Below are 16,457 nucleotides of genomic sequence, written 5' to 3'. Positions count from 1 at the left end.
CGGATCAAAACGTTTTGGTCACGGACAGCAGGCCGGTTGCGCGGCCCATGTCGCGCCCGCGCGTGTTGGTGTAGACCGTGCGGTCGGCATTGGTGTCCAGGTACGCCAGCGACACCGACAAGCCCGCTCCAAAGTCTTTCGTCAGCCCCAGCTTCCAATCGGTATAGGAGCCGTGGTCGACGTTGCGCACGATCTGGCGGCCGACATGGGCGTTCAGGGTCAAGCCCCACAGCCCCGTGTCCACGTTGCCCGTCACGTCAAAGTACTGGCTGTACTTGCTGTCGGCAAAGCCGAACAGGTTGGTCATGGCGATGGAATACTTGAACATCACCGGGCCGTAACCGATGCCGGCATAGAGCTCGGTGGTGTCGGGGCTGGTGAATCCGGACGGGTAGTCGCCGGGGTAGTAGTACTGCAAGACGCCCAGGTCAACCGGCACGCCTTCTGTCAGATTGCCCTTGTAGCCGCCGTAGAAATCCATTTCGACGGGGGCCGACACGGCGCTGTTGCTGTCGCCCAGCCAGCTGATGCTGGAATTCCAGTTGCCCAGATAAAAGCCGCTCGCGTGGGCCAGATCGAAGCCGCCTTGGATGGCGGGCTGGTTGTTCGACTGCATCAGGCCGCGATAGCGGTACTGGCTGGCCAGCGTGAGGTTGGCCGATAAAGAGAAGTCGCTGGCGGCGGGCGTTGTCGTCGCGACGGGGGCTTCGCTGGCCTGCGAGGTGGTGGTAAGCGCAAGCAGCGCAAGCGCGGCCAGGGTGTTGCGGGACATGGAAGGCTCCTGATGTTGGATGAGGATCGCAACAATAGGAGGATCGGCATAAAGCGCGAGACAAGACTCGCGTGGTCCGCATAAAGGCGGCATCAAGAGTGCCGCCTCAACCAGGCCGCATCAACAAGATCGCATCAACGAGGCCGCATCAACAACACCGCATCAACAAGACCGCATCAACGCGGCGCCATCCCCACCACCCGGCATTCACCCCGCGAAGCGATAGCCCACACCGATTTCCGTCATCAGGAATACCGGCTGCGCGGGATCGGCTTCCAGCTTCTGGCGCAGATGGCCCATATAGATGCGCAGGTAGTGATTGCTTTCCACATGCGATGGGCCCCAGACCTCGCGCAGCAGTTCACGGTGCGTCATGACCTTGCCGCGATGCGCCAATAGCGCGGCCAGCAGCCGGTATTCCATGGCCGTCAGGTGCACATGCTGGCCATTGCGTTCGACAACGCGTTTGGCGAAGTCCACGCGCACCTCGCCAAACGTGATTTCGGCGGCGCTGCCCGCGCCGCCCCGTGCATGCCGGCGCAGCAGCACGCGCAGCCGGGCCAGCAGCTCGCTGACACCGAAGGGCTTGGTCAGATAGTCGTCGGCGCCCGCGTCCAGCGCGGCCACCTTGTCGGCCTCGGCGCTGCGGGCGGATAGCACCAGCACCGGCACTTCCGTCCACGCGCGCAATTCGCGGATGAGCGTCATGCCGTCTTCGTCGGGCAAGCCCAGGTCCAGCACGATGGCGTCGGGTTGGCGGGTGCCGGCTTCGATCAGGCCGCGCTTGACGGTGTCGGCTTCGTGCACGACGCAGCCTTCGCTTTCCAGGGCCTGGCGGACGAAGCGCCGGATGTTGGCGTCGTCTTCAATGATCAGGACGGTGGGCTGATAGTCGAACATGCTTTGGGGGAATCAATGGGTTTCAGGAGGAATTGCGGGCGGCGTGCCCAGCGGCAGGCTGAAGACGAATTGCGCGCCAGAGGCCTGCCCCGGCGTGTGTTCGACCCAGATGCGGCCGTGGTGGGCCGAGATGATGGCTTCGCACACCGCCAGGCCCAGGCCAACGCCGGGGGTGGCGGATTCGCGTTCGCCGCGCGTGAATTTTTCGAAGATGCGGCGTTCGGCGCCGGGGGTGACGCCGGGGCCATTGTCGCTGACGGCCACACGCAGTTCGTCATCGACGACGGCTGCGTGCAGATGCAGCGTGCTGCCTGCGGGCGTGTACTTGGCCGCGTTCTCCAGCAGGTTGCACAGCACGCGTTCGATCAGCACGCCATCGCATTCCACCAGCGGCAGCTGCGACAGGCTGGCGACCGTGACGTGATGCGCAGCCAGCGGTTCGCGCATGGCGGCAAGCGATGCGCCCACCAGCTCTTCAATCGATTGCCATTCCCGGCGCAGCGGCGTGTCGCGGCTTTGCAGGCGCGCCATGTCCAGCAGGTTGACGACCAGCGCATGCATGCGCTGCGCCTGATCGCGCATGGCGCGCACGGTGTCCTGCACGTCGGGGGCAAGCGTCGCCTGTTGGCGCGTCAAGGTATCGGTCATGCCGATCAGGCTGGTCAGCGGGGTGCGCAAATCGTGCGACACGGCGGCCAGCAGCGAGTTGCGCAGCCGCTCCGATTCCATGCTGACTAGCGCCTGCTGCGCCACTTCCACGTAGTGCAGCCGTTCCAGCGCAATGGCGATCAGGGTGGCGTAGGCCTCGATCTGGCGGCGCGAATCCGGGTGCGAGAACAGGCTGCGGCGGGGGGCGGCCAGCGCCAGCACGCCACGCGTGCGCATGGGTGCTTTCAACGGCAGGTACAGCAGCTCGCTGTTGGACAAGGTTGCGGTGCCAGCGCCTGCGGGCTGGCCGTGGTCGTACACCCATTGGGCCAGCGCCGACTCCAACGGCGGCATGTCGTCGGATGCCGGCGAGGCGAGTTTCAACCGGTCGTCCAGCCCCAGGATGTACAGCGCGCAGCGCGAGCCGAAGGTGGCGTGCACGAAGGCGCCGGCCGACGTTACGATCTGCTCGGGCAACAGCGCCGACGACAATTCGCGCGCAAATTCATACAGGCTGCGCGCGTCGGCTTCGCGTTTGACCGAGGCCTGGGCTTGCAGGCGCAGGCCGGCCGTCAGTTGCCCGATCAGTAACCCCACGGATAACAGCACGCCGAAGGTCAGCAGGTACTGCACGTCGGACACGGCGAACGAGGCCAGCGGCTGCACGAAGAAAAAGTCGAACAGCGCCACACTGACGACGGATGCCAGCGCCGCCGGCCCGCGTCCATGGCGTAGCGCCACGCCCACCACCGCCAGCAGGAACAGCATGACGATATTGGTCTGGTGCAGCACGGGGAATGCCAGCATCGACAAGCCCGTGGCAGCCGCGCAATAGCACAGCGCCCAGGCATAGCCGGCCCAGGAACGGGCGGTGCGCTCGTCGGCGCCCAGACTCGCGCGGCGGCCCAGCGTAAGCGGGTCGCGCCCGGGCGCGGCGCTGGCGGGCAGCGGTGGCGCGCCCAGCCGGATGATGTCGATCTCGGGGCAGCCCGCGGCCAGCATGTCGGCGAAGCTGTGCCGCCGCCACAACCAGCCGGGCGTGATGGCGGCCGTCAGCAGCGCGGACACCGACAGGCGCAGCCGCTGCAAACCGGTGGCGCGCGTGCGGCCGACGATGGCCTTGGTGATGTTGTGCCGGCGCACGTAACGCACCACCGCGTCGACCATGTCGCCGCCCGCCAGCGTTTCAGTGCGTGCGCCCAGCGAATCCGCGAACGCCAGCGTGCGCTGCATGCGGTCCTGTTCGGCTTGCGGCGTGGGCGCGGCGCGTGGGGTGTCGATGGTGACCACGTGCAAATCGCACTCCAGCTGCTGGCTCAGGCGGTGCGCACTGCGGATGACGTATTCGGCATCGATGTCCGGCCCGATGCAGGCGACGACCGCTTCGCGCGTGCGCCACACGGGTTCAATGGCGCGGTCGCGCCGGTAGGCCTGCACGTCATCATCGACGTGATCCGCCGTGCGGCGCAGCGCCAATTCGCGCAGTGCAATCAGGTTGCCCTTGCGAAAGAAATTGCGCGTGGCGTGGCGGGCCTGTTCGGGCAGATAGACTTTGCCTTCCTTTAAGCGCCGCAGCAGCTCGTCGGCCGACAAGTCCACCAGCATGACTTCGTCGGCTGCGTCGAAGACCTCGTCTGGCACGGTCTCCCAGACGCGCACGCCGGTGATGCTGCCCACGGCTTCGTTCAGGCTGTCCAGATGCTGCACGTTCAGCGTGGTCCAGACGTCGATGCCGGCCGCGAGCAATTCCTGAATGTCTTGCCAGCGCTTGGCGTGGCGTGAACCCGGCGCGTTGGAATGCGCCAGTTCGTCCACCAGCACCAGGCCGGGGCGGGCGGCCAGCGCGCCGTCCAGATCGAATTCCTTCAGGACGTGGCCGCGATACGCGACGTCTTTCAGCGGCAGCACCGCCAAGCCTTCCAGCAGCGACGCGGTTTCGCGGCGGCCGTGGGTTTCGACGATGCCCGCCAGCACGTTGACCCCTTGCGCGGCTTGCGCCCGGGCCGCGACCAGCATGGCGTAGGTCTTGCCCACGCCGGCCGACGATCCGAAGTACACGCGCAGCTTGCCGCGCACGGCTTGGCGCGCGGCCTCGTCCAGGGTCTTCAAGAGCGCGTCGGGATCGGGACGCTCGCCAGCAATATCAGCCATGAACGCGCAAGAGTGGGGTGGGGAAAGCTGGCAATACTATACGCTCGGGGCTCATGGGGCCGGGCGCAAGTTGTCCAGCGCCAGATTCAGCATCAGCACATTGACGACCGGGTCACCCAGCACGCCCAGCCAGGGCTGCTCGGTGTTGGCCTGGATCAGCGCATCGACCTGCGCGCGCGGCAAGTTTCGGGCGCGGGCCACGCGCGCGGCCTGGTAGGCGGCCGCTGCCGGGCTGATGTGCGGGTCCAGCCCGCTGCCGGACGCCGTGATCAGGTCCACCGGCACGGGCGTGGGGTTGTCGGGGTCCGCCGCCTTCAACGCGGCGATGCGGGCCTGGATGGCTTCGGCCAGCGCGGGGTTGCGCGGGCCCAGGTTCGACCCGCCCGAGGCCGCGCCGTTATACGGCATGGGCGCGGTGGCGGACGGCCGGCTCCAGAAATACTGGGGCGACGTGAACGACTGGCCAATCAGCGCCGAGCCCACGACCTTGTCGCCCTGTTTGATGAGCGAGCCGGCCGCCTCGTGCGGGAAGACCACGGCCGCGACGCCGCGCGTCAGGAAGGGGTAGGCCAGGCCCGTCACCAGCGACAGGGCGGCGAAGACGACCAGCGCGGGGCGCAGGATGCCGCCCGGGCGGGGCAGGGCGGCGGGGGATGACGTTGTGTGTTTCATGATGAATTCCTTTCGGGTTTCGGGGCGGGAGCTGGCTTAGACCCAGCCCAGCGCGGCCAGCACCATGTCAACCAGCTTGATGCCGGCAAACGGCACCAGCAGGCCGCCCAGGCCATAAATGAGCAGGTTGCGGCGCAGCAGCACAGACGCGCCCAGCGGCCGGTAGCGCACACCCTTGAGCGCCAGCGGGATCAGCACGACGATGATCAGCGCGTTGAAGATCACGGCCGACAAGATGGCGGAGGCCGGTGTGGTCAGCGCCATGATGTTCAGCACGTTCAGTTGCGGGTACACGGTGGCGAAGGCGGCCGGAATGATGGCGAAGTACTTGGCCACGTCGTTGGCCACGCTGAACGTGGTCAGCGCGCCGCGCGTCATCAGCATCTGCTTGCCGATCTCGACGATCTCGATGAGCTTGGTGGGGTTGGAGTCCAGGTCCACCATGTTGCCGGCCTCTTTGGCGGCCTGCGTGCCCGAGTTCATCGCCACCGCCACGTCGGCCTGCGCCAGTGCGGGCGCGTCGTTGGTGCCGTCGCCCGTCATCGCCACCAGCCGGCCTTCCGATTGATAGGCGCGAATCAGCTTCAGCTTGGCTTCGGGCGTGGCTTCGGCCAGGAAGTCGTCTACGCCCGCTTCGGCGGCAATGGACGCGGCGGTGAGCTTGTTGTCGCCCGTGATCATCACCGTCTTGATGCCCATGCGGCGCAGCTCGGCAAAGCGCGACTGAATGCCGGGCTTGACGATGTCTTTCAGTTCCACGACGCCCAGCGCGCGGTTGCCGTCGCTGACCATCAGCGGCGTGCTGCCGCGCCGCGCCACATCTTCGGCGAGGCGCAAGACGGGTTCAGGCACCGTGTTGTCTTGTGCGGCAATCCACGACTGAATGGCGTCGACCGCACCCTTGCGGATCATGCGATCGCCCAGATTCACGCCGCTCATGCGCGACTGCGCCGTGAAGGGCACGAATTCGACGTCGATCATGCGCGCGGCCGGCGCGTGCAGGGACTTGTCGGCCAGCGCCACGATGCTGCGGCCTTCCGGCGTTTCATCGGCCAGCGACGCCAGGCGGGCGGCGTCGGCCAGTTCGCGCGGCGACACGCCGGGCGCGGGCAGGAAGGTCGACGCCTGACGGTTGCCGAAGGTGATGGTGCCGGTCTTGTCCAGCAGCAGCACATCCACATCGCCCGCCGCTTCCACCGCGCGGCCTGAGGTGGCGATGACGTTGGCGCTCATCATGCGGCTCATGCCCGCCACGCCGATGGCCGACAGCAGGCCGCCGATGGTGGTGGGGATCAGGCAGACCAGCAGCGCCACCAGCACCGTCACCGTGACGGCTGCGCCGCCACCGGCCGCACTGACCGCGTAGATCGAGAACGGCATCAGCGTGACGACGACCAGCAGGAACACCACGGTCAGGCCCACCAGCAGAATCGTCAGCGCCAGTTCGTTTGGCGTCTTCTGGCGCTTGGCGCCTTCGACCATGGCGATCATGCGGTCCAGAAAGCTCTCGCCGGGATCGGCCGCGATGCGTACGAAGATCCAGTCGGACAGCACCCGCGTGCCGCCGGTGACGGAAGAAAAGTCACCGCCGGATTCGCGGATGACGGGGGCCGATTCACCGGTGATGGCGCTTTCGTCCACCGACGCCACGCCGGCAATGACCTGGCCGTCGCCGGGAATGGTGTCGCCGGCTTCCACCAGCACCACGTCGTCACGGCGCAGCAGGCCCGAGGGCTGGCTGATGGCCTGATCGCGCCATTGCGCGGGCTGGGCGTCTCGGGCGTCTGCCTCGCGAAAGCCTTTCAGCAAGCGGGCGTTGATGGTGGTGCGCAGGCCACGTAACGTCGCCGCCTGTTGCTTGCCGCGCCCTTCGGCCAGCGCCTCGGCGAAGTTGGCGAACAGCACCGTGAACCACAGCCACACGGTAATGGCCAGGATGAAGCCCGCCGGGGCTTCGGCCTGGCCGCGCAGGGCCATGACCCAGAGCAGCGTGGTGAGGATGCTGCCCACGTACACCACGAACATGACGGGGTTCTTCAGCTGCGCGGCGGGCGATAGCTTGCGCAGGCTGTCGACAAGGGCCGGCCCGACAAGCGAGCGCGACCACATGCCGAAAGGGCGATCTTGCGTGGCAGTTGCGGGGGCGCGGGCAGCGCCGCCGCCTGCGCTGGAGGTTGGCATTTCAATTTTGGCCATGTTGATTCCTAGCCTGTTGCATTCAGGGTTGCAGGTGTTCCGCGACCGGGCCCAAGGCCAGCGCGGGCACATATGTCAGGGCGCCCACCAGCAGTACGGCGCCAATCAGCAGCACCACAAAGAGGGGGCCGGTGGTGGGCATGCTGCCGGGGCCGGCGGGCAGGCGGCGCTTGGCCGCCAGCGACCCGGCCATCGCCAGCACGGCGACGATCACGGCAAAGCGGCCGAACCACATCGCGATGCCCAGCAGCACGTTGTAGAAGGGCGTGTTGGCGGACAGGCCGGCGAACGCGCTGCCGTTGTTATTGGCGGCGGAAGACAGCGCATAAAGGATTTCGGAAAACCCGTGGATGCCCGGATTGAGCACGCCCGCCTGGCCGGCCGACACCGACACCGCCAGCGCCGTACCGCCCAGCACCAGCAGCGGCGTGGCCAGAATGACGATGGACACCATCTTCATGTCGTACGCTTCGATCTTCTTGCCCAGGTATTCCGGGGTGCGGCCGATCATCAGCCCGGCGATGAAGACGCCCAGGATGGCGAAGGCCAGCATGCCGTACAGGCCAGAACCCACGCCGCCATAAACGACTTCACCCAACTGCATCAGCAGCATCGGCGGCAGCCCGCCCATGGCGTTCAGAGAGTCGTGCATGCCGTTGACCGCGCCGCAGGACGCCGCGGTGGTGATGGTGGCGAACAGCGATGTGGCCGCAATGCCAAAGCGGGTTTCCTTGCCTTCCATGTTGCCGCCGGGCGAGAGCGCAGTCATTGCGCTGTCGGCGCCCGCCTGCGCGGCCATGGGGTTCGCCTGCTGTTCGAAGTACGCCGTACCCAGCGCGAAGACGGCGAACAGCACGGTCATCGCGGCCAGGATGGCGATGCCCTGACGCCGGCTGCCCACCATTTCGCCGAATGTGAAGCACAGCGCGGCGGGAATCATCAGGATGGCCAGCATCTCCAGGAAGTTCGCCAGCGGGGTGGCGTTCTCGAATGGATGCGCGGAGTTGGCGTTGAAGAAGCCGCCGCCGTTGGTGCCCAACAGCTTGATGGCTTCCTGCGAGGCCACGGGGCCCATGGCCAGCGTTTGCGTCGAGGTCACCGCAGGGTCGGTCACAGGTTGGCCCTTTGCATCCAGCACCGGCTGGCCTTGCGCATCCACGCGCGGCTGGTCGTAGTGCAGGGCTTCAACCGTCTGCACGTCCTGGTAGGGGCTGAAATTCTGGATCACGCCTTGGCTGACAAGCGCCAGCGCCAGCACGAACGACAGGGGCAGCAGCACGTAAAGCGTGCAGCGGACCATGTCGGACCAGAAGTTGCCGATGGTGGCGGAGCTATGGCGCGCCAGGCCGCGGATCAGCGCGAACAGCACGGCGATGCCGGTGGCAGCCGAGACGAAGTTCTGCACCGTCAGCGCCAGCATCTGCGTCAGGTAGCTCATCGTGGCTTCGCCGCCGTAGCCCTGCCAGTTGGTGTTGCTGACAAAGCTGATGGCGGTGTTGAGCGCCGAGTCCGACGTGACGGCGCCCATGCCCGCCGGGTTCAGCGGCAACATGCCTTGGACCCGTTGCAGGGCGTACACGACCACGACGCCAAGAATGTTGAAGGCGAGCACGGCCAGCGCATAACGCTTCCAGCCCATCTCGGCCTGCGGGTCGACGCCCGCCAGCCGGTAAATGCCACGTTCAAGCGGGCGGCCCCAGGCGGTAAGCCGGGATTGCCCGTTTTCCATGGCGATACGGATATAGCGCCCAAGCAGCGGCGCGATCGCAAGCAGGACCGCCAGGTACAGGACCAGCAGTCCGACGAATTCGGCGGTCATTAGAATTTCTCCGGTTTGAACAGGGCCACCAGCAGGTAGACGAACAGCAGGGCGGCGGTCAGGCCGCTGACCCAATAGAGCCAATTCATGACGGCTCCCCCGAAGACAGGGCTTCGCAGAAGCGCAGCAGGGCAACTGTCAGCCCGGCCATGACGGCGAAGACGGCGATATAGATGGCATCCACGTTTTTCCTCCCGGGAGCCACGCTCCCTTCGAACGACGGGCCTGCGCGGCAAAAGCGGATGCGCGCCGGGCAGGCCAGGTGACCAATCAGGACACCGGCAGGTTACGGAGCGGGGGGTAAAAACGGGATATAGGTTGGGGAGGGGGGTGTAAACAAGAAATAAATAGGTGCCCCGGGATGTGGGCCCCCACGCCGCACTCGCTTCGCTCGCTTGCTGCCCCCCGAGGGGGCTGGCCGGCCTTGGGGCGGCCCGGCGGCCGGCCGGGGTCTTCGCTCCGCACCCGCTTCGCACCCGCTCCGCACCCGCTCCGCACCCGCTCCGCACCCGCTCCGCACCCGCTCCGCACCCGCTCCGCACCCGCTCCGCACCCGCTCCGCACCCGCTCCGCACCCGCTTGGCACCCGCTTCGCACCCGCTTGGCACCCGCTTCGCACCCGCTTCGCTCGCTTGCTGCCTCCGAGGGGCCGGGCCGCCCCAACTCAGGGCCGCCCGATTCCGGGCATTACGCGATGGCGGCTGTCATATTTCGGGATCGGCGGGATTTCTGAATTCGGCTCAATTCGGGCTTTTTGGCCAAAAAATCCCAATATTTAGAACTTTGTGGTCAATTAGCACCGATATGGTGCAAGGAATATGTAAATGAATGCTCCGTCTTAGGGCATTCCCCTAGTGTGGCATTCCCGCACTTGGTGCAGAATCTCTTCCCATGCAGGTGAGGAGACAAAGCCCTGCATGGGCAAATACCGGCGGCACCGGTACATAAAAAAAGTAAAGCAGTACTCAAAAAAAGCAAAACGCACAACGGCTGGCACCAGGCAGTGCCAGCCGTTGTCGCATAAAAAGCCTGTATTTCATCAGCAAGGGCTTTTCAGACGCAGCGTTTCGCGCTATCCAGGCAGGGTCTGAAAACATCCTAGCTATGCCGAAATCCCGCGCATCTCCCTCTGAGTCCGCACCCACCCCCTATTGGCGCCGCAACTTGCGGCTGATTGCGTTGCTGCTTGTCGTCTGGGCGGCGCTGACGTTCGTGCCCGCCTTCTTCGCGCGCAGCCTGACGTTTAATTTCATCGGCTGGCCCTTTGCCTTCTGGATGGCCGCCTACGGCGCGCCGCTGGCCTACCTGATCATCATCGCCATCTACGCCCGCACCATGAACCGCGCAGACGAGCGTGCCGAAGCGGGCGCCGAAACGGGCTTCGATGCCACCCGCGACCCGTATCGCGATGACAACGCGGGGGGCCGCTGATGCCGTTTTTCAGCGGAGACACCCCCCAGGAATTCAAGATCCGCCTGCGCCGTATCTATGTGCTGTACACGGCGGGCTTCGCGCTGATGATCCTGCTGATGGCGCTGGCCGAAATCCTGGGCATGCCGCGCAACTGGATCGGCTATGTGTTCCTGCTGGTTACGGTCAGCCTGTATGCGGGCATCGGCATTGTTTGCCGCACGTCAGACCAGGTCGAATACTACGTCGCGGGCCGGCGCGTGCCTGCCATCTACAACGGCATGGCGACCGCCGCCGACTGGATGTCGGTGGCGTCGTTCATCGGGGTTGCGGGCACGCTGTACCTGACGGGCTACGGCGGGCTGGCCTACATCATGGGCTGGACGGGCGGCTACGTGCTGGTCGCCATGCTGTTGGCGCCGTACTTGCGGCGCTTTGGGCAATACACCATCCCCGATTTCATGGGTGCGCGCTACGGCGGCAACATGCCGCGCCTGGCGGGCGTGGCGTGCGCCATTCTGTGTTCGTTCACGTATCTGGTCGCGCAGATCTACGGCGTGGGCATCATCACCACGCGCATGACGGGCATCTCGTTCGAGCTGGGCATTTTCGTGGCGTTGGGCGGCATGCTGGTTTGCTCGTTCCTGGGCGGGATGCGCGCGGTGACGTGGACGCAGGTCGGGCAATACATCATTCTGGTCATCGCGTATCTGGTGCCGGTGGTGTGGTTGTCGGTGAAGCACACCAATATGCCGGTGCCGCAACTGTCGGCGGGCGTGGTGCTGCAACAGGTCACCGAAAAAGAGATCTACCTGCAAAACGATCCGTCGGAAATCGAAGTGCGCCGGCTGTGGCAGCAGCATGCCGATCAAATGGCCAAGCGTGTCGACACCCTGCCGGAATCGTGGACGCTGGAAAAGGACAAGCTACGCAGCCGCCTTGCGCAACTGAATGCGTCGGATGCGCCCATGGTCGAGATTCGCTCGGCCGAACGTGAGCTGGCCGCGTACCCCGCCAGCGTGGAAGATGCGCGCGTGGTGTGGTCGCAGGCGCGCGCCACGTTTGAAGCGCGGGCCGCGCCGCCCACGCCGCACGCAGAGCCGTTTCCCGCCAAAGATGCGGAAGAGCGGCGCAATATGCGCATCAACTTCCTGGCGCTGGTGTTGTGCCTGATGCTGGGCACGGCAGGCATGCCGCACATTCTGATGCGGTCCTACACCACGCCCTCGGTCATCGAGGCGCGCAAATCGGTGTGCTGGTCGCTGCTGTTCATTCTGCTGCTGTACTTCATGGCGCCCGCGCTGGCGCTGCTCGTGAAGTACGAGGTTTACACACAGGTGGTGGGCTCAAATTTCCTGAGCCTGCCCAACTGGGTACACGCATGGAGCGCGGTCGACAGCAACCTGCTGGACGTCACCGACATCAACCGCGACGGCGTCGTGCAGTTAAGCGAGATCAGCATGGGGGCCGATGTGGTGGTGCTGGCCATGCCCGAAATTGGCGGGCTGCCCTATGTGATTTCAGGGCTGGTGGCGGCGGGAGGCCTGGCGGCGGCGCTGTCTACCGCAGACGGCCTGCTGCTGACCTTGTCGAATTCCTTGTCGCATGACATGTGGTACCGGATGGTGTCGCCGCGCATGTCGGCCGCGCGCCGGGTGATGGTGTCGAAAATTCTGCTGCTGGTCGTGGCGTTTGGCGCGGCCTGGGTGGCGGCGCGCAAACCGGCGGACATCCTCTTTATGGTGTCGGCGGCGTTCTCTTTTGCGGCGTCGTCATTTTTCCCAGCACTGGTCATGGGCGTATTCTGGCGGCGCGCCAACAAGTGGGGCGCCACCTTGGGCATGGCGGCGGGCCTGTTGGTGACGTTCGCCTATATGACGCACACGCACCCGTGGCTGCGCGAATGGGTGCTGGGCATTTCGCGCACGCAGCCGGTGGATTTGTGGTGGGGCATTCAGCCGATTGCGGCGGGCGTGTTCGGCGCGCCGGTGGCGTTTCTGACGATCATTGTCGTGTCTTTGCTGACGCCGCCGCCCGACCGCGCCACGCTGGCGCTGGTGGACTATCTGCGTCATCCGGGCGCGCCCCGGCCGCCCGCCGAAAAAGCCTAGCGGGATTCGCAGGCGTCGGGCTGGCGGTTTTCCGGGTCGGTGCAGGCCGCCCAGGTGGCCTTGGGCACGGTTTGCAGCAGCGTATAAATCTGACCCGGCGCCCACAGCCATTGCACGCTGCCGGGCGTTTGGCCGGCGGCTTCCCACACGCGTTGGCGTTGCGCAGGGCTTAGCGTGAACCGGCCGTCGTTACCGCTGTTGCCGCTGGCAAGCACGGCGGCGGGGTTCCGCTTGGCGGCATAGACGTCGCCGTCCTGGGGGTGAACGATGGCCCAATCGTAGTGATACGACTCCATCGCAGGCGCGGCCCAATTCGGCCCGGGCAGCACCAGCACGGCAAATTCAGACGGGCGCACCTGATAGGGCAGCCCAAGCGCGAGCTGTTCGTTTTCCCAACCCAGCCGTTGCCGTTCATAGCGTTGGGCGGGCTTGCCGTGCACATCAAATGTGGTCACTTCCCGCGCATCGCCTTGCTTTTCCACATAGGCAATCGTGCGCAGCAGGCGGCCGCTGTCGTCGTGCACGTAGCGGGCCAAGGGCTGCGACGCTTCGCTGCACGCGTTGGCGCTGCGTTCGGCCAGCCAGCCATTGCGGTCATAGCGCAGGCAGGTGTAGAGCGATGCATTGGGCTTGCCGCTGGCCGCATACGAGCGCAGCTCAACGCCGATCAGCCGGGCCTTGTCGTCATACTGGAAGCGAGTTTCGTTGTCGGGCTTGGGCAGCGTCTTTTGGCGCGAGGCTTGAGCGTCGTTCAGCGTGCGGGCGTCGTATTCGGCGATGCCGCACAGGTGCTTGACGCCATCCGCGCCGCGCTCGAAACGCAGCACGGTGGGGCCGATGCGGGCATCCGGCTCGGCGGCGTACACCGACCAATCCACGCGTTCGGCCCAGATGACCGGCGTGGCGCGCGGCCCGGTTTCCACGTCCACCGGAGCTTCCCAACTGCGGATGCGCGACCCGTCCAGCGCCAACAGCGTGTTGGTTTCGCTCAACTTCACGTTGGTGACGATGGTTTCCCGCTGGCCGGTCGCGGCCATGGGTTGGCACAGCGCATGCGCCCAGCTGGGGGCCATCGACAGGGCGCTCAGCACCAGCAGGCGCAGGGTGGAATCAGCGAGCGGCATTGTGCAAGTAGGCGATCAGGCCCCAGAGTTCGCTGCTGACCCCGCCCAGGCGCAAGCCGCCGTCGCGCGTGTCCATCAGCAGGAAGGGGTAGGCATTGCGTTCCAGTTTGCCGGCGGGGGGCAGCCGGTAAGGCGTGAAGTGCTTGGAGGACAGCAGATAGGTGTTGGTCATGTCGCCCACATCCACATGCAGATACCAGACGGTGAGCGGCACGGCGTCCAGCGTGGGGTCTGTCTCGGGATACCGGCCGCCTTGGCCTGCCGGGATGCCGCTTTCCAGCACGCCCAGGAATAGCGTGCGCGGGCCAGGCTGGGGAAAGTAGGCGCCATCGCTGCCGCGGCTGGCGAATGTCTGGCGGATGAAGCTTGCGCCGCGAGACCCCGGCACCACCGTGCGCGCGAACATCGCGTCCAGCTGCGCGTCGGTCAGCGGGCGGCGCGAGGCGGCCAGCGTGTCCAGGTCCTGCGTGAAATCATGCAGCCACGCACGGTAGCGTTTGAGTTCGGCGGCGCGGTTGAAGTCCTGCGCCGTGGCGTTGCCGGCCAGTGCAAAGAGCAGGAAAAAGGGCAGGAAAAAGGGCAGGCAGAAACCCGACGCCAGCCCGCGCCTTGACAGCAACGCTGCCCACCTGCGCCACGGCAGTCGCCGCACAGACCCTGCCGCCAGCCCGCGCCAAGACAGCAACCGTAGCAGCCCCACGGCCGGCGCGGTCAATGCGAGACCGATTTCGAGAACACGTTCATCACCACCACGCCGGCGATGATGAGGCCGATGCCGATCAGCGCCGGCGTGTCCAGGTGCTGCTTGAACAGCACGGCGCCGACGATGGAAATCAGCACGATGCCCACGCCGGACCAGATGGCGTAGGCAATGCCCACCGGGATTTCACGCAGCGTCAGCGACAGGAAGTAGAACGAGATCAGATAGCCGAACACCGTGATGATGGACGGCACTAGGCGGGTGAAGCCTTCGGAACCCTTCAGCGCGCTGGTGGCGAAAATCTCGGCGATGATCGCCACGCCCAGGTAGAGCCATTTCATTTGCGCATTCCTTCGGATTGCCGCAACAGCACCAGCAGCGCGCCCGCGCCGCCTTCGCGTTCGGGCGCTTCGGAAAACGCCAGGACTTCTGACTTTTGCACCAGCCAGGTGCGCGCCTTGTCTTTCAGCACCGGCTCCAGCCCTTCCGAGCCATAGCCCTTGCCGTGCACGATGCGCACGCAGCGGATGCCGTGTTCCTGGCATTCATCCAGAAACGACAGCAGCGCATGGCGCGCCTGCTCGACGCGCAGTCCGTGCAGATCCAGCTCCGCGCCCGCGCGCCATTGGCCGCGCCGCAAGTTGCGGGCGGTGTCGGGCGCGGCGTCGTTGCGCACAAACGCGGTGCCGCCTTCGGACAACAGGTGCGTGATCTCTCCGCCATCCGACACGCCGGCATCCGCGCGCGACGGGGTTTCCCCCAGCGCGTTGGCGCGGCGCAGCGCCGGAGCAGGTTCCTCCACGGGCTTGTGCTCCACCCGGGCGGCGTGTTTGATCGGCGTGACGGACTTCATCGTGCGCTGGAAAGCCGCCATGTCGTCCATGGGCGCGCTTTCCGGCTTCTTCAGTACGGCGACCCGCTTGGCGAGCGCTTCGCGTTCACGTTCGGCTTGCAGGTCTTTCTTCAGGCGTTTCAGGTCGGCCAGGCCGACCTTACTGCCCCGCATTCTCCAACCACCGTTGAGCGTCCAGAGCGGCCATGCAGCCCGTGCCGGCGCTGGTGATGGCTTGGCGGTAGACGTGGTCCTGCACGTCGCCGGCGGCGAACACGCCAGGCACGGAGGTCATCGTGGCCATGCCGGACAAACCGCTCTTGGTGACGATGTAGCCATCCTTCATTTCCAGCTGGCCCTGGAAGATTTCCGTGTTGGGCTGGTGGCCGATCGCGATGAAGGCGCCGGTCACCGCCATGTCTTCGGTGACGCCAGTGTCCACGTGGCGTACGCGCACGCCCGTTACACCGCTGTCGTCGCCCAGCACTTCTTCCAGCGTATGGAACGTCTTCAGTTCCATGTTGCCGTTCTCGACTTTGCTCATCAGCTTGTCGACCAGGATGGGCTCGGCGCGGAACTTGTCGCGGCGATGGATCAGGGTGACTTTGCGGCAGATGTTGGACAGGTACAGGGCTTCTTCGACGGCCGTATTGCCGCCGCCAACGACGACGACGTCCTGGTTGCGGTAGAAGAAACCGTCGCAAGTGGCGCAGCCGGACACACCGCGGCCCATGAAGGACTGTTCGGACGGCAGGCCCAGGTATTTGGCCGATGCGCCCGTGGCGATGATGAGGGCGTCGCAGGTGTAGATCTTGCCGGTGTCGCCGGTCAGCGTGAACGGACGCTTGGACAGGTCGACCTTGGCGATATGGTCAAACAGCATCTCGGTGTTGAAGCGTTCGGCGTGCTTCTGGAAGCGCTGCATCAGGTCCGGACCCTGGACGCCATCTGCGTCGGCCGGCCAGTTGTCGACGTCCGTGGTGGTCATGAGCTGGCCGCCTTGGGCCAGACCTGTAACAAGAACAGGGCTCAGATTTGCGCGTGCCGCATAGACGGCCGCCGTGTAACCGGCAGGGCCGGAACCGAGTATCAAAACTTTAGCGTGCTTGGGCGTGGACATGG

The 16,457-nt window shown here is 65.8% G+C and carries 14 protein-coding genes; 2 read left to right on the top strand and 12 right to left on the bottom strand.

All coding sequences use genetic code 11. The features are described from left to right. Positions 1-4: 4 nt before the first annotated feature. From AC1DSJ_RS14745 to kdpF, 7 genes are all read right to left on the bottom strand, one after another. On the bottom strand, positions 5-772 hold the full coding sequence (locus AC1DSJ_RS14745) for a TorF family putative porin (RefSeq protein ID WP_441370575.1): 768 nt from the start codon (positions 770-772) through the stop codon (positions 5-7). Between the two features lie 207 nt (positions 773-979). Then, on the bottom strand, positions 980-1,672 hold the full coding sequence (gene kdpE / locus AC1DSJ_RS14740) for a two-component system response regulator KdpE (protein ID WP_054424400.1): 693 nt from the start codon (positions 1,670-1,672) through the stop codon (positions 980-982). Positions 1,673-1,684: 12 nt separating this feature from the next. Further along, a complete protein-coding gene (locus AC1DSJ_RS14735; protein ID WP_175170860.1) occupies positions 1,685-4,471 on the bottom strand; it encodes a sensor histidine kinase in 2,787 nt (928 codons plus the stop codon). Between the two features lie 51 nt (positions 4,472-4,522). Beyond that, complete coding sequence (gene kdpC, locus AC1DSJ_RS14730) at positions 4,523-5,143, bottom strand: potassium-transporting ATPase subunit KdpC (RefSeq protein ID WP_054424396.1); 621 nt, start codon at positions 5,141-5,143, stop codon at positions 4,523-4,525. Positions 5,144-5,179: 36 nt separating this feature from the next. Continuing rightward, on the bottom strand, positions 5,180-7,339 hold the full coding sequence (gene kdpB, locus AC1DSJ_RS14725) for a potassium-transporting ATPase subunit KdpB (protein WP_054424394.1): 2,160 nt from the start codon (positions 7,337-7,339) through the stop codon (positions 5,180-5,182). A 22-nt stretch (positions 7,340-7,361) separates the two neighbouring features. Next, on the bottom strand, positions 7,362-9,158 hold the full coding sequence (gene kdpA / locus AC1DSJ_RS14720; protein ID WP_054424392.1) for a potassium-transporting ATPase subunit KdpA: 1,797 nt from the start codon (positions 9,156-9,158) through the stop codon (positions 7,362-7,364). After that, complete coding sequence (kdpF, locus tag AC1DSJ_RS14715) at positions 9,158-9,247, bottom strand: K(+)-transporting ATPase subunit F (RefSeq protein WP_006223569.1); 90 nt, start codon at positions 9,245-9,247, stop codon at positions 9,158-9,160. The genes kdpA and kdpF overlap by 1 nt, the downstream gene beginning before the upstream one ends. A 1,015-nt stretch (positions 9,248-10,262) precedes the next feature. On the opposite strand from kdpF, the gene AC1DSJ_RS14710 reads away from it, so the two are divergent. Both AC1DSJ_RS14710 and AC1DSJ_RS14705 read left to right on the top strand, forming a co-directional pair. After that, entirely contained in the window at positions 10,263-10,589 is a 327-nt protein-coding gene (locus AC1DSJ_RS14710; RefSeq protein ID WP_054424390.1) for a DUF4212 domain-containing protein, read from the top strand. Further along, positions 10,589-12,679, top strand: a complete 2,091-nt coding sequence (locus AC1DSJ_RS14705; RefSeq protein ID WP_054424388.1) for a sodium:solute symporter family protein — start codon at positions 10,589-10,591, stop codon at positions 12,677-12,679. The genes AC1DSJ_RS14710 and AC1DSJ_RS14705 overlap by 1 nt, the downstream gene beginning before the upstream one ends. Here AC1DSJ_RS14705 and AC1DSJ_RS14700 read toward each other — a convergent pair. The 5 genes from AC1DSJ_RS14700 to trxB all read right to left on the bottom strand — a co-directional run bounded on the left by AC1DSJ_RS14700 (position 12,676) and on the right by trxB (position 16,455). Continuing rightward, a complete protein-coding gene (locus AC1DSJ_RS14700; RefSeq protein WP_441370576.1) occupies positions 12,676-13,803 on the bottom strand; it encodes a hypothetical protein in 1,128 nt (375 codons plus the stop codon). The two genes, AC1DSJ_RS14705 and AC1DSJ_RS14700, sit on opposite strands and share 4 nt — an antisense overlap. Then, a complete protein-coding gene (locus AC1DSJ_RS14695; RefSeq protein WP_441370577.1) occupies positions 13,790-14,422 on the bottom strand; it encodes a hypothetical protein in 633 nt (210 codons plus the stop codon). The genes AC1DSJ_RS14700 and AC1DSJ_RS14695 overlap by 14 nt, the downstream gene beginning before the upstream one ends. A 92-nt stretch (positions 14,423-14,514) precedes the next feature. Next, a complete protein-coding gene (locus tag AC1DSJ_RS14690) occupies positions 14,515-14,844 on the bottom strand; it encodes a DMT family transporter (RefSeq protein ID WP_054424385.1) in 330 nt (109 codons plus the stop codon). Further along, a complete protein-coding gene (locus AC1DSJ_RS14685; protein WP_175172170.1) occupies positions 14,841-15,509 on the bottom strand; it encodes a Smr/MutS family protein in 669 nt (222 codons plus the stop codon). The genes AC1DSJ_RS14690 and AC1DSJ_RS14685 overlap by 4 nt, the downstream gene beginning before the upstream one ends. Further along, positions 15,496-16,455 carry a thioredoxin-disulfide reductase gene (trxB, locus tag AC1DSJ_RS14680; protein WP_175172172.1) on the bottom strand — a complete coding sequence of 320 codons (960 nt, stop codon included), beginning with the start codon at positions 16,453-16,455 and terminating at the stop codon, positions 15,496-15,498. Before trxB ends, AC1DSJ_RS14685 begins: the two co-directional genes overlap by 14 nt. Positions 16,456-16,457: the final 2 nt, after the last annotated feature.

The organism is Achromobacter sp. 01N37, assembly GCF_056399725.1.
The sequence above is the reverse complement of the archived record's forward strand: the minus strand, read 5'-3'. Positions and strand labels throughout refer to the sequence as shown.

Bases quoted from the DNA above. Each gene is read 5' to 3' on its own strand.
- AC1DSJ_RS14745 (WP_441370575.1), bottom strand. From the start codon at position 772: ATGTCCCGCAACACCCTGGCCGCGCTTGCGCTGCTTGCGCTTACCACC.
- kdpE (WP_054424400.1), bottom strand. From the start codon at position 1,672: ATGTTCGACTATCAGCCCACCGTCCTGATCATTGAAGACGACGCCAAC.
- AC1DSJ_RS14735 (WP_175170860.1), bottom strand. From the start codon at position 4,471: ATGGCTGATATTGCTGGCGAGCGTCCCGATCCCGACGCGCTCTTGAAG.
- kdpC (WP_054424396.1), bottom strand. From the start codon at position 5,143: ATGAAACACACAACGTCATCCCCCGCCGCCCTGCCCCGCCCGGGCGGC.
- kdpB (WP_054424394.1), bottom strand. From the start codon at position 7,339: ATGGCCAAAATTGAAATGCCAACCTCCAGCGCAGGCGGCGGCGCTGCC.
- kdpA (WP_054424392.1), bottom strand. From the start codon at position 9,158: ATGACCGCCGAATTCGTCGGACTGCTGGTCCTGTACCTGGCGGTCCTG.
- kdpF (WP_006223569.1), bottom strand. From the start codon at position 9,247: ATGAATTGGCTCTATTGGGTCAGCGGCCTGACCGCCGCCCTGCTGTTC.
- AC1DSJ_RS14710 (WP_054424390.1), top strand. From the start codon at position 10,263: ATGCCGAAATCCCGCGCATCTCCCTCTGAGTCCGCACCCACCCCCTAT.
- AC1DSJ_RS14705 (WP_054424388.1), top strand. From the start codon at position 10,589: ATGCCGTTTTTCAGCGGAGACACCCCCCAGGAATTCAAGATCCGCCTG.
- AC1DSJ_RS14700 (WP_441370576.1), bottom strand. From the start codon at position 13,803: ATGCCGCTCGCTGATTCCACCCTGCGCCTGCTGGTGCTGAGCGCCCTG.
- AC1DSJ_RS14690 (WP_054424385.1), bottom strand. From the start codon at position 14,844: ATGAAATGGCTCTACCTGGGCGTGGCGATCATCGCCGAGATTTTCGCC.
- AC1DSJ_RS14685 (WP_175172170.1), bottom strand. From the start codon at position 15,509: ATGCGGGGCAGTAAGGTCGGCCTGGCCGACCTGAAACGCCTGAAGAAA.
- trxB (WP_175172172.1), bottom strand. From the start codon at position 16,455: ATGTCCACGCCCAAGCACGCTAAAGTTTTGATACTCGGTTCCGGCCCT.